Annotated in this window: 11 protein-coding genes; 3 read left to right on the forward strand and 8 right to left on the reverse strand. The window is 68.9% G+C overall.

What is annotated here, in order from left to right:
* Positions 1 to 98: 98 nt before the first annotated feature.
* Positions 99 to 1865, forward strand: a complete 1767-nt coding sequence (locus ACWF0M_RS02305) for a M1 family metallopeptidase (protein WP_452233773.1) — start codon at positions 99 to 101, stop codon at positions 1863 to 1865.
* 4 nt (positions 1866 to 1869) lie between these two features.
* Here the strand turns inward: ACWF0M_RS02305 and ACWF0M_RS02310 are convergent, their stop codons facing one another.
* Complete coding sequence (locus ACWF0M_RS02310; protein WP_452233774.1) at positions 1870 to 2730, reverse strand: GNAT family N-acetyltransferase; 861 nt, start codon at positions 2728 to 2730, stop codon at positions 1870 to 1872.
* A gap of 99 nt (positions 2731 to 2829) precedes the next feature.
* Between ACWF0M_RS02310 and ACWF0M_RS02315 the strand changes: the two genes are divergently transcribed.
* Entirely contained in the window at positions 2830 to 3516 is a 687-nt protein-coding gene (locus tag ACWF0M_RS02315) for a GntR family transcriptional regulator (RefSeq protein WP_452233775.1), read from the forward strand.
* A gap of 1 nt (position 3517) precedes the next feature.
* Here ACWF0M_RS02315 and ACWF0M_RS02320 read toward each other — a convergent pair whose 3' ends face one another.
* The 7 genes from ACWF0M_RS02320 to ACWF0M_RS02350 form a co-directional block, all read right to left on the reverse strand.
* A complete protein-coding gene (locus tag ACWF0M_RS02320; RefSeq protein WP_452233776.1) occupies positions 3518 to 5269 on the reverse strand; it encodes a gamma-glutamyltransferase family protein in 1752 nt (583 codons plus the stop codon).
* Positions 5266 to 6246 carry an ABC transporter ATP-binding protein gene (locus ACWF0M_RS02325; protein ID WP_452233777.1) on the reverse strand — a complete coding sequence of 327 codons (981 nt, stop codon included), beginning with the start codon at positions 6244 to 6246 and terminating at the stop codon, positions 5266 to 5268. The genes ACWF0M_RS02320 and ACWF0M_RS02325 overlap by 4 nt, the downstream gene beginning before the upstream one ends.
* Positions 6246 to 7223 (reverse strand): ABC transporter ATP-binding protein, encoded by a 978-nt coding sequence (locus ACWF0M_RS02330; RefSeq protein ID WP_452233778.1) that lies wholly within the window; start codon positions 7221 to 7223, stop codon positions 6246 to 6248. The genes ACWF0M_RS02325 and ACWF0M_RS02330 overlap by 1 nt, the downstream gene beginning before the upstream one ends.
* Complete coding sequence (locus tag ACWF0M_RS02335) at positions 7220 to 8107, reverse strand: ABC transporter permease (RefSeq protein ID WP_452233779.1); 888 nt, start codon at positions 8105 to 8107, stop codon at positions 7220 to 7222. Before ACWF0M_RS02335 ends, ACWF0M_RS02330 begins: the two co-directional genes overlap by 4 nt.
* Positions 8107 to 9060, reverse strand: coding sequence for an ABC transporter permease (locus tag ACWF0M_RS02340; RefSeq protein WP_452233780.1), 954 nt, complete (start codon positions 9058 to 9060; stop codon positions 8107 to 8109). Before ACWF0M_RS02340 ends, ACWF0M_RS02335 begins: the two co-directional genes overlap by 1 nt.
* Positions 9057 to 10742 carry an ABC transporter substrate-binding protein gene (locus ACWF0M_RS02345; RefSeq protein ID WP_452233781.1) on the reverse strand — a complete coding sequence of 562 codons (1686 nt, stop codon included), beginning with the start codon at positions 10740 to 10742 and terminating at the stop codon, positions 9057 to 9059. Before ACWF0M_RS02345 ends, ACWF0M_RS02340 begins: the two co-directional genes overlap by 4 nt.
* 111 nt (positions 10743 to 10853) lie before the next feature.
* Positions 10854 to 11348: a GNAT family N-acetyltransferase gene (locus ACWF0M_RS02350; protein ID WP_452233782.1), complete on the reverse strand. Its 495-nt coding sequence runs from the start codon at positions 11346 to 11348 to the stop codon at positions 10854 to 10856.
* A 450-nt stretch (positions 11349 to 11798) separates the two neighbouring features.
* Here ACWF0M_RS02350 and ACWF0M_RS02355 point away from each other — a divergent pair, with 450 nt between their 5' ends.
* Positions 11799 to 12221 carry a DUF4232 domain-containing protein gene (locus ACWF0M_RS02355; RefSeq protein WP_452233783.1) on the forward strand — a complete coding sequence of 141 codons (423 nt, stop codon included), beginning with the start codon at positions 11799 to 11801 and terminating at the stop codon, positions 12219 to 12221.
* Positions 12222 to 12228: the final 7 nt, after the last annotated feature.

A 12228-nucleotide genomic window follows, 5' to 3' on the forward strand; every position in this document is an offset into this window, starting at 1 on the left:
AGGGTTTTGGCACGGTGGTGCGGCTGGCCCAGATTGGTCGTCCGAACTGCCCGGGACGTGGGTAGTGTTCCCCGGACGCCTCACTCGGGGAGCTTTCCTTGACGCACGATCGCCACTCCTACGCCGAGCCGCATGTGGTTCGGACCACCCATCTCGAGCTCGATCTCGCGCTCGATTTCGACGAGAACGTGCTGGCCGGCAGTGCCACGCACACCCTCGCCTGGATCGGTGCGACCAGCCGGCTCGTCCTGGACACCCGCGACCTCACCGTCCTGGGGGTCGAGGGACAGGCGGCCGACGGCTGGGAGCCGCTGGAGTACAGCCTCGCGGTTCCGGACCCGGAGCTGGGCTCCGCGCTGACCATCCGTACGGCGGGCCATCCGCGGGTCAGGGTGAGTTACCGGACCGCGCCGACCGCGACCGGTCTGCAGTGGCTGGAGCCGGCGATGACGGCGGGCGGCGTGATGCCGTTCATGTTCAGCCAGTCGCAGGCGATCCACGCGCGCAGCTGGGTTCCGGTACAGGACACGCCGAGCGTGCGGTTCAGCTACGCCGCGCACGTGACGGCGCCGCCGGAGTTGATGGTGCTGATGAGTGCCGACAACGGTACGACGTCCCGCCGTACCGGCTCGTACGACGTGGTGATGCCGGAGCCGATCCCGTCGTACCTGCTGGCAATCGCCGCGGGCGACCTGGTGTTCGAACCGCTCGGCGAGCGGTCGGGGGTGTGGGCCGAGCCCGCGACCGTGCGGAAGGCGGCGACCGAGTTCTCCGACACCGAGGAGATGATGCAGGTCACCGAGGAGCTTTTCGGCCCGTACCGCTGGGGCCGCTACGACCTGCTCGTGCTGCCGCCGTCGTTCCCGTACGGAGGGATGGAAAACCCGCGGATGACGTTCGCGACCCCGACCGTGGTGATCGGCGACAAGTCGCTGGTCAGCGTGATCGCGCACGAGCTGGCGCACAGCTGGTCCGGGAACCTCGTCACGCAGGACAGCTGGGACGACATCTGGCTCAACGAGGGCTTCACGTCGTACGTCGAGAACCGGATCGTCGAGGCTGTTTACGGGACCGAGTTCGCGGTGATGGAGACCGCGATCAAGCAGCACGCGACCGTGGTGAAGCTGGACCCGTTGACGCCGGCCGAGCTCGCGGTGGAGTTGCCGGGCCTGCATCACCGGTCCGAGTACCACGGGACGACGTCGACCGGCCCGTTGAAGGGGTCGTGGTTCCTGTCCTGGCTGGAGGAGCGGTTCACGCGGGAGGTGTTCGATCCGTTCCTGCGCGGGTACTTCGACGGGTTCGCGTTCCGCAGCATCAACACCGACAACTTCGTGGAGCACCTGCGGGAGCACCTGATCGCGCCGCATCCGGACGTGGTGACGGACGACGAGCTGGCCGCGTGGCTGTACGAGCCGGGGATCCCGGCGTTCGCGCGGCGCGCGGTGTCGGCGCGGTTCCAGGTCGTGGACGAGGCGCGTGGTCTGTGGCTGACGACGGGCGAGCTGCCGCACGGCGCGGAGCGGTGGACGACGCAGGAGTGGCTGCGGTTCCTCGACGCGGCTCCCGACGTACTGAGCCCGCTGTTGCTGCAGCAGCTCGACCGTGCGTTCGGCCTGACCGGTACGGCGAACGGTGAGATCGCGCGCCGCTGGTACCAGATCGTTGCCGCGAGCAGCTATGAGGCGGCGTACGCCGAGATGGCCGAGTTCCTCACCAAGGTCGGCCGGATGAAGCTCGTCCTCCCGGTCTACCAGGCCCTGGCCGGCACCGACCGCGCCTTCGCCGCCGAAGTCTTCGCCAAAGCCCGCCCGGGCTACCACCCGATCACGACTGCCGCGGTGCAGAAGATCCTGGGGCAGTAGCCGGCTACACGTCGAGGATCCGGCGGTGCGTCTGGTGCTGGAAGCGGTAGCCGAGGCGGTCGTTGGTTCGGCGCATGGCTGTGTTGGTGTCGACTGTGTCGGTGAGTAGGCCGTCCAGGTCGGGGAAGCGGCGGCGGGTCTCGTGGATCTGCGCGGCCTTCATCCACAGCGCGAGTCCGCGGCCGCGGTGCTCGGGGAGGACGGCGGTGCCGTAGTTCTGGCCGTCGCCCTTCCCATCACCTGAGACGACGACCTCGGTGAACCCGGCGATGCGGCCCGTGCTGTCGACGGCCGCGACGACCCCGAGCCGCTCGCCGCGCTGCTCGATCACCCGTGCGGCGTACCTCGTCCGCTCGACGTCCCACACGTCCACACCGGCGTCGATCGTGCCCGACGGCGCATCGTTCATCCCTGTCCGCGCGTCCGTGAAGGTCTGCGCCAGCTCGTCCGGCACCACACCTTCCCAGGACACCAGCCGGTAGCCCGGCACTTCCGGTACGTCGGGAGTCCGCATCGACAGATCCAGCCGCGCGTAGATCAGTGTCATACCGATCGTGAACCCGTGCCGCTGCAGGAAATGATCGCCGACCGAGTTGGCGTCGACCTCCGTGACCAGCGTCCGTACGTCGTGCTCGCGCGCGCCGACGACGACGGCGCCGAGCAGCAGGGTACCGATCCCGTGGCCGCGCTCGGCCGGGTGCACGTTGATCTCCATGTCGCCCAGGTGCGCCTGCGCCTCGCGGCTGTTGAGTCGCAGGAACGCGGAGCCGACCGGCGTACCGTCGGCTTGCGCTGCCAGCCAGGCGATCCGGCGGCTGAACGGCTTGTAGTCGGGATCTGTCAGCGGAATCAGTCGGATGCTCAAGCCGTCAACATAACGCTGCCCCAGGATCACGTGCTGCGTGGCGGTCGATCCGCTACCGTGGCGCGCAGGCCGAACGGGGAGCGGGGAGAGGAGCCAGGGGTGGAGCAGCTGGACGAGGATGCCATCCGGGCCCGGATGGTTCGCACGATCGGTGCGGATCACATCGCGCTCCGCGAGCAGGTGCTTGCGGAACTGCGCCGGCGGATCGTCGACGGTGAGTACCGTGAGGGCGAGCGGCTGACCGAGACCCGGCTCGCGGACGACTTCGGGGTGTCACGGAATCCGGTCCGGGAAGCACTGCGTGTGGTCGAGGCCGAAGGCTTCGTGCAGATCCTTCCGCGGCGCGGCGCGGTCGTCAGTACCCTCGACGAGACCGCGGTCCGCGACCTGTTCGCCGTTCGGGAGCAGCTCGAGACGCTCGCTGCCGGGCTCGCGGCGGAGCGGGCGACGTCCGCGGGGATCGCGACGCTGCGCGGGCTGGTCGAGGACGCGAACGCCGCCGCGAAGGCCGAGGACTTCGACCGGGTCGCCGAGCTGAACAGTGCGTTCCATCGGGCCGTGATCGACGTCAGCGGGAACCGCTGGCTGCACTCGATCTCGACCGCGATGTACCACCACGTGCACTGGGTGTTCCGGGTCGGCGCGGCCCAGCGGGCGCCGCACTCGTCCGAGGAGCATGTGCGGCTGGTCGAGGCGATCGAGGCAGGCGATGCGGCGGCCGCGAGTACGGCCGCCCGCCTGCACGTCGAGGCCGCCGCCAAGGCGGCACTCGGCCCGAAGGCCTGATTCAGCGCCCGACCGCGTACCCCTGCATACCCCGCGGGTTGGCCGCCGCGGCGAGCACGCCGTCGGCTTCCTTCCGTACGGCGCACAGTCGGCCGAGGCTCCACGGATCGGACTCGGTCACGACGTGCCCCCGCCGTACGAGCTCGTCGCGGATGCCCTTGCCGACCCGACTCTCGATCACCAGCCCACCCGGTTCGCTGGAGCGCGGGTAGAACGACGACGGGAAGCCGGTCGTGTGCCAGGCGGGCGCGTCGATCGCCTCCTGCAGGTCCAGACCGGCGCCGAGGTGCCGGAGCAGGAAGAGCAGCTGCCACTGATCCTGCTGGTCGCCGCCCGGTGATCCGCAGGCCATGATCGGCTCGCCGTCGCGGAGCACGAGCGTCGGCGTGAGCGTGGTGCGCGGCCGCTTTCCGGGCGCGAGCGAGGCCGGGAGGCCTTCCTCGAGCCAGAACATCTGCGCGCGGCTGCCGAGGCAGAACCCGAGCTCGGGAATCGTCGGCGACGACTGCAACCAGCCGCCGCTGGGGGTCGCCGAGATCATGTTGCCCCAGCGGTCGACCACGTCGACGTGGCAGGTGTCGCCGCGCGTCTCACCGACCGCGGAGACGGTCGGCTCACCGGTCGTCGCGTCGCCCGTCTCATTGCCGGTGGCAATCGACGGCAGCTTCGGGGTGCGCCCGTCGGGGCTGCCCGGGCGGAGGTCCAGCGCGGCCTCCGAGCCGATCAGCTTCGCGCGCTCAGCGGCGTACCCGGGGGAGAGGAGCGTGTCGAGCGATACGTCGGCGCCGTCGCCGTACCAGGCCTCGCGGTCGGCGTACGACAGCTTCATCACCTCGACCGTCGTGTGCACGCCCTCGGCGGTATCGAGGTCGACGTCGCCGAGTTCCGCGAGTACGGCGAGGGACTGCAGCAGGGCGGGGCCCTGACCCCACGGACCGGTCTTGGCGACCGTGTATCCGTTCCAGTCGTACGTCGCCGCGTCCTCCCAGCTCGCCTGGAACGCGGCCAGGTCGTCGCCCGTGATCAGACCGGCATGATCCTCGCCGCTGGAGTCGCGATGCGGCAGCCGCGAGAACTTGTCGATCGCCTCCGCGACGAACCCTTCCCGCCACGTCTTCCGCGCCTGCTCGATCTGCGTCTGCCGATCCGCTCCGACGGCCTCGCGCACCAGTTTCTCGAGCGTTGCGGCGTACGCCTCGTTGCTGAACCGGCCGGTCACCGGGCGGCCGTCCTTGAGCCAGAGCGCGGCGGACGTCGGCCAGTGCTCCTCGAAGAGCTGCTGCACGGTGCCGATGGTGTCGGCGATCCGCGGCACGAGCGGGTGCCCGTTGCGCGCGTACTCGATCGCCGGCTCGAGTACGACGCTCAACGGCAGCGTGCCGTGATCGCGCAGCAGAAGCAGCCAGGCGTCGACGGCGCCGGGGACCGTGGCCGCGAGCGGACCCGAGCCGGGCACCAAGGTCAGACCGAGTGAGCGGTAATGCTCGATGGTCGCACCGGCCGGCGCTACGCCTTGACCAGACAGCACGCGCGGCGCCGGGTCGTCGGCGGTCGCGATGATCGCCGGCACCTCACCGCCCGGTCCGTTCAGGTGCGGCTCGACCACGTGCAGCACGAACCCGGCCGCGGCACCCGCGTCGAACGCGTTCCCGCCGAGTTCGAGGATCCGCATGGCCGACTGCGACGCCAGCCAGTGCGTGGACGAAACCATCCCGAACGTGCCACGCAGCGTAGGCCGGGTGGTGAACGTCATCGTGCAGCTCCTTCTGTTGGTCGTACATCGGGGCCGGTGCCGTCGTCGTTGACGAGGTGACAGGCGACCTGATGTCCACCTTCGCCGATCGTCCGCGGTTCCGGGACGACTGTCCGGCATGTGTCCACCGCGACCGGGCACCGGGTGTGGAAGCGGCAGCCGGGCGGTGGGTCGATCGCTGACGGGAGGTCGTCACCGAGCAGGACGGGCCGGCGGGCGCGCTGCTCGGCAGGATCGGGTACGGGCGCCGCGGACAGCAGGGCCTGCGTGTACGGGTGCGCCGGCTTCCCAAAGATCTTCGAGCGCGGGCCCTGCTCCACCAATTGCCCGAGGTACATCACCGCGACCTCGTCGGCGAGGTACTCGACCGCGGACAGATCGTGCGTGATGAACAAGCATGCGAAGCCGAGATCACGCTGCAGATCGGCGAGCAGATTGAGTACGGCGGCCTGCACCGACACGTCCAGCGCACTGGTCGGCTCGTCCGCGACGAGCAGCCGTGGTTCGGAGATCAGCGCGCGGGCGATGCTGACGCGTTGACGTTGACCGCCGGACAGCTCGTGGGGTGCGCGCTGCGCGACCTCCGGGCGGAGGCCGACCCGGCGTAGCGATTCGGCAACCTTGGTGGAGATGTCCTTGCGACGCATCAGGCGGAGCGGTTCGCCGACGATGTCGCCGACGGACAGTCGCGGATCGAGCGAGCCGGCCGGGTCCTGGAACACGATGGACACGTCGCGGCGGTGCGGCCGCAGTTGCCGGCGGCTGAGGTGGGTGATGTCGGCGCCCGCGAGACGGACCGTTCCGCCGGTCGGCTCGAGCAGCCTGACGATGCACCGGCCGACGGTCGACTTGCCGGAGCCGCTCTCCCCGACGAGCGCGACGACGGAACCTTGCGGGATCCGGAGCGTGACGCCGTCAACGGCCCGGACCGGACCGAAATGCATGACGAGATCTTCGACTTCGAGGGCAGCGTCCATCAGACCTCCACTCGTTCGCGCACGGGGTTCCAGCAGGCGACTCGATGCGGACCGTCGGTGAGCTGCGGTTGGGACGACGTACACGTGTCGACGGCCCGCGTGCAGCGATCGGCGAACGTACAGGCGTCGGGTTGCTTGTCGAGCACCGGGACGAGGCCCGGAATCTCGTTCAGGCGCTGGGATTCCGCGTGCCGTCCGGCCGCGGGGGAGGCGCCGAGCAGTCCGACCGTGTACGGGTGCTCCGGGCGCGCGAACAGGTCGTGGACCTCGGCGGTTTCCACGACGCGTCCGGCGTACATCACCGCGACCCGATCGGCGAGATCGGCGACGACCCCGAGGTCGTGCGTGATCAGCACGATGCTCGTACCGAGGCGTTCGCGCAGACCACGCAGTACGTCGAGAATGCCGGCCTGGATCGTGACGTCGAGGGCCGTGGTCGGCTCGTCGGCGATCAGCACCTTCGGGTCGCAGGCGACCGCCATCGCGATCATCACGCGTTGCCGCATGCCGCCGGACAGTTGGTGCGGATAGTCGCCGACGCGGCGCTCGGCGGACGGGATGCCGACGAGCTTGAGCAGTTCGATCGCGCGGGCGCGAGCAGCCTGGCGGTTGAGGCCGATGTGCGTCCGCAGTACCTCGCTGATCTGGTGACCGACGGTGAAGACCGGGTTCAGCGAGGTCATCGGCTCCTGGAAGATGTACGCGACCTCGCGACCGCGGATCGAGCGGAGCGTGCGTTTGTCGGCGCCGATCAGTTCGGTGCCGTCGAGCTCGACCGAGCCGCTGACGGTCGCCGTGCGGGGGAGCAGGCCGGCGACGCTCATCGCCGTGACGCTCTTGCCGCAGCCGGACTCACCGACCACCGCGAGCACCTCGCCGTCACCGACCTCGAAGCTGACCCGGTCGACCGCCGACAACGGCCCGTCCTCGGTGCGGAAGGTGACAGACAGATCCTTGACTGCCAATACAGGTGTCATCGGCGGCTCGCCTTCGGGTCGAGGGCGTCGCGGAGGCTGTCGCCGACGATGTTGAACGCCAGTGTGAGCAGCATGATCGCGACACCGGGCATCACCGCGGCCCACGGCGCCCGGGACGCGAACTGCTGCGCGTCGGCGAGCATCGTGCCGAGGCTCGGCGCGGGTGGCTGGATGCCGAGGCCGAGGAACGACAGCACGGCCTCGCCGAGGATCGCCGCCGGGATACCGACGGTGGCCTGGACGATGATCGCCGAACCGGCGTTCGGGAAGATGTGCCGGCCCAGCACCCACGCGTCACTCGCACCCTCGACGATCGCCGCGGCGACGAAGTCGAGCGACTTGATCCGCAGCGTCTCGGACCGGACGATCCGGATCATGCCGGGGATCTGCGCGATGCCGATCGCGATCGCCGCGTTGCCGAGGCTCGCGCCGCGGATCGCGGCCAGCCCGACCGCGAGGATCAGGAACGGGAACGCGAGTACCAGGTCGGTGAGCCGGGAGATGAGCGCGTCGACGGTCCGGAAGTAGCCGGCGATCAGCCCGAGCGGTACGCCGACCACCAGCGAGAACGCGACCGCGAGAACCCCGACGTGCAGGGACGCTCGCAGCCCGAACATGATCCGCGAGAGCACGTCGCGGCCGAGGTCGTCCGTGCCGAGCAGGTACCCGGCGGTGCCGGGCGGGGCGAACGCGCGGTCGAGGTGGTTCTGGGTGGGTTCGTGCGGTGCCAGCCAGTTGGCGAACACGGCGAGGATCACCGCGATCGCTAGCACTGCTAGCCCGGTGAGCGCGAGCGGGTTGTGCAGGATCCGGCGTACCACTCGGCGGCGGTTGCTGCGGAGCGGCGCTGTCGGCACGGCTTCGGCAACTTCGGCGACAGCCATCAGGCCTCCCCTCGGACGCGGATGCGCGGATCGATGACGGAGTACAGGAGGTCGACCAGCAGGTTGATGACGATGTACGCCGTCGCGGTGACCAGGACCACCGCCTGGATGACGGGGTAGTCGCGCTGGAACACGGCGTCGACGGTGAGCTTGCCGAAACCGGGGAGCGCGAAGATCCGTTCGGTCACGACGGCGCCGGAGATCAGCGCGCCCAGTTGCAGGCCGACGATCGTGACGACCACGATCAGGCTGTTGCGCAGGGCATGCTTTCCGACGACTGCCTTGGGCGGGAGGCCTTTGGCTTCCGCCGTACGGATGTAGTCGGCGGACAGGGCGTCGAGCATCGATGACCTCGTCTGGCGCATGATCACGGCGGAGAGGCCGGTGCCGAGGATCAGCGCCGGGAGGATCAGGTGGTGCAGGTTCGCCACCGGGTTGGTGAAGAACGGGACGAAGCCGGAGGCGGGGAAGAGGCCGAGGGCAACGGACAGATACAGGATCGCCATCAGGCCGAGCCAGAAGTGCGGCACCGAAAGACCTAGCAGTGCTAGCGCATTCGCGGCCCATTCGGCCGGGCGCCCACGACGTACGGCGGCCACCACGCCGGCACCGACCCCGATCACGCTCGCGATCAGAATCGCTAGCACTGACAGCTCGATCGTCACCGGCAGCGCGCTCACGATCATCGAGCGCACCGGCGTACCGGTCCGGATCGACTGCCCGAGATCCCCGCGCGCCGCATGACTCACGAACTGCCAGAACTGCACGAGCCACGACTGGTCCAGTCCGTACTGCTCCCGGATCGCCCGCAACGACTCCGGATCCCGGTCCTCACCCGCAAGCGCCAGCGCCGGATCGCCCGGCAACGCCCGCACCCCGGCGAACACCACGATCGTCGCGAGCACGAGCGTCACCGCGGACTGCCACAACCGATTGAGCAGATACCGTCTCACTTCGCGAAACCTGCGAAGGCGGTGCGGATCACGCCGTCCGGGTAGACCTGGATGCCGAGGAGCTTCTTGGACACGCCGGTCAGGTTGCGCTGGCGGTACATGTAGATGATCGGGTCGTCCTGCTGCAGCAGCGAGGTGACCTGGCCGTACAGCTTCGCGCGTTCGGCCTGGTCGGTGGACTGGCGTGCGTCGGTGAGCAGCTTGTCGAGCGCCGGGTTGCTGTAGCCGGAGACGTTCTGGCTTCCGGTGGAGCCGACGAAGTTGAAGGTGTTCGCGTCCGGGTCGACCCGTCCCGACCAGCCGAGCTGCAGCAGCTGGAAGTCACCACGGTCCTGCTGATCCAGCAGAGCGGCGTACTCGACCGGCTTGATGACCAGCTCGAAACCGCCGTCCTTCACCATGCCCTGCAGCGCCTGCGCGAGCCGCAGACTGTCCGGGTTGTTCGACGTGATCATCTCGACCTTGTACGGCGTACTCACGCCGGCGTCGGCCAGCAACTGCTTGGCCTTCGCGGGATCGTGCGCCGGGCAGACTTGCGCCGCGTCGGACGTGAACTCGCTCTTCGGCGACACCGGTGAACAGGCGACCGTGCTGAGCCCGTTGAAGATCGACTTCACCAGCGCTTCCCGGTCGATCGACAACGCCAGCGCCTGCCGTACCTTCGGGTCCTTCGCGATCGGGGTATCGAGCTGCTTCATCGGGGTGCCGATCCCGGTGGCGTTCCCGATGTTGATCGTCAGGCCCTGGTACCCGAGCGACTGCGACTGCAGCACGCTGACGCTGTCGTCCTTCTGCAGCGTCGGCGCGTCCTGCGACGACAGCGAGTCCGCGACCTGCGCGTCCCCGGACTTCAGGTTCGCCGAGCGGATGCTCGAGTCGGTGATGATCCGGTACTCGATCGCGTCCAGGTGCACCTTCGCGGCGTCGTAGTACTGCGGGTCCTTGACGACCTTGATCGAGTTCTGCGCGACCCGGCTGGCGAACTTGAACGGGCCGACGCAGACCGGCGCGCTGGAGAAGTTCGCGCCGAGCTTCGCGACCGCAGCCGGGCTGAGCACCATCCCGGCCCGGTCGGCGAGCGCGGCGGTCAGCGGGGCGAAGGGCTTGGAGAGCTTGATGACCACGGTCTTCGGGTCAGGTGTATCGATCGAGGTGATCGGGCCGAGCTCGCTCTTCCGCGCCGAGCCGGCCAGCGTCAGGTCCCGGTTCAGCGAGATCTTGACGGCGTTCGAGTCGAACGTGCCGCCGTCGGCGAACTTCACGCCCTGCTTCAGCGGGATCGTCAGGCTCAACCCGTCGGACGAGACCGTCGGCAGCGCGGTCGCGAGCTGCGGCACCAGCTTGGCGTCCGGGCCGAGGTCGTACAGCTTCTCGCACATCGTGTGGAAGACGTACCGCGAGTACAGGCTGCGCGACAGCGTCGGGTCGAGCTTGTCCGGGTCGGCGGAGAGCGCGACCGTCAGCGTGCCGCCCTGCTTCACCTGCGCCGCGTCGGCCGCCTCGCCGAACACGTCCTGCCCGGCTGACGACTGACCGCTCGACGGATTGTCACCACCGGCCTGCTCGACCGGCGAGCAGGCCGACCCGACGAGGGCCACCGCTACGACGGCCGCGCCGATCCCAGCCGCGGTACGACGGCGGGTGCCGGAGATAAAACGGTTCAGTGCGAGTCGACGAGTCATCGCTGTTGCTCCTGGGTAGGCGGGTTATCGTCGACTGTTTCATGTATACAACCAGGGTGCGCAAGTGATTCGGCGAGTTTGGCTGAACCTTTTACGACCGCCCCGCGGCGATCAGCCCGTGACCGGGTAGGTCAGGGTGCCGGTCGGGACGGTGTAGTTGCCGAGAGCAACCGCCATCAGGTTCGGGCCGTCGTACTGCGGATGATGGATACCGAACTCGGTGGCCTGCCGGAAGCCGAACCGTGGGTAGTACTCCGCGTGGCCGAGGACGACCGCCGCAGGCTCGGGCCGGTCACGCGCCGTCGCCAAAGCGGCTCGTACGGCGGCCGCGCCGGCGCCTTGCCGTTGGTACGCCGGAAGCACGGCGACCGGTCCGAGCGACAGGACCGGTACGTCGTCGACGTGACAACGCGTGAGAAGCGCGTACGCGACCGGCTCGTCGTCGGACGTCGTGGCGACGAACGACAGCCCAGGGATCCAGGCGACCGGGTCTGCGCGGAGCTCGTCGAGGAAGTCGACCTCGTATTGGCGACCGAAGGCGTCACGCGTGAGTGCGCGGAGAGGCTCGACGTCGGACGGTGTTTCGATACGTGTGTTCCAGGACAACGGAGGTCCCTTTCGGAGGGTTCAGTGGATGAGTTGACTGACCGATGGCGCTGCCGGACGTGCCGCAGCGCGGGCTTGCGCGGTCATCAACTCACCTCCTTCTCCGAGATCGTGACCAACTTTAGCGGAGCGTGACGCGTCCATCATCCTGAATTCGCCAGCACGGCTGAACGAGGGGAAACTTCAGTGAACGTTGTCGCTTGGGGGAACCGTAAGGGACCCGGCAGTTGGAGAAGATATGCCCTGGGAGCCGGCGCGGTCGCCGCACTCCTGACGACCGCTGCGTGCGGGGCAGCCGATGCGTCCGACGGGGGGAAACCCTCGGACCAGAAGAGCGTCACGACCTCGTCCAGCCCGACCCCGTCCAACCCGACCCCGTCGAGCCCACAGACCTCGAACCCAGAGACGTCGTCGAAAACGCCCGACGACTCCAGCGTTGACCTTTGCACCATGGCGGACCTGACCTTCACCGTCACGAACTACGACGCGCCAGGTGAAGACGTTCGCCACCTCATGCTTGTGGCCACCAACAAGGGGTCCAAGAAGTGCGACGTCCAGGGCCATCCGGAGGTCACACTCGGCGACGCCAAGAGCTACGCCCCGGTCAAGGAGGCAACCAACTCCGACGAGGCAATCACCCTCGCTCCCGGCGAGAAGGCGTACGCGGGCGTACTTGCCACCGGCGGACAGATGGACACCTATCCGGTGAAGTTCATCACCGTCGGCCTCGGCAGCCCCGGCGGCGAGACCGAGCCGGAGAAGCCGGTCAGGGTGAAGATGCCCGTCACCTCGTTCGAGGCCGACGACGGCCAGCGCGTCACGTACTGGGCGGGCACCGAGGGCCTCGCGATGCGCCCGGTCACCCAGTCCTGATCGGCCG

The sequence above is a fragment of the Kribbella sp. NPDC055110 genome (genome assembly GCF_053607525.1).

Excerpts from the sequence above, each read along its gene's own strand:
- ACWF0M_RS02320 (WP_452233776.1), bottom strand. The coding sequence starts at position 5,269 with ATGACGTTCACCACCCGGCCTACGCTGCGTGGCACGTTCGGGATGGTT.
- ACWF0M_RS02325 (WP_452233777.1), bottom strand. The coding sequence starts at position 6,246 with ATGGACGCTGCCCTCGAAGTCGAAGATCTCGTCATGCATTTCGGTCCG.
- ACWF0M_RS02330 (WP_452233778.1), bottom strand. The coding sequence starts at position 7,223 with ATGACACCTGTATTGGCAGTCAAGGATCTGTCTGTCACCTTCCGCACC.
- ACWF0M_RS02335 (WP_452233779.1), bottom strand. The coding sequence starts at position 8,107 with ATGGCTGTCGCCGAAGTTGCCGAAGCCGTGCCGACAGCGCCGCTCCGC.
- ACWF0M_RS02345 (WP_452233781.1), bottom strand. The coding sequence starts at position 10,742 with ATGACTCGTCGACTCGCACTGAACCGTTTTATCTCCGGCACCCGCCGT.
- ACWF0M_RS02355 (WP_452233783.1), top strand. The coding sequence starts at position 11,799 with ATGGCGGACCTGACCTTCACCGTCACGAACTACGACGCGCCAGGTGAA.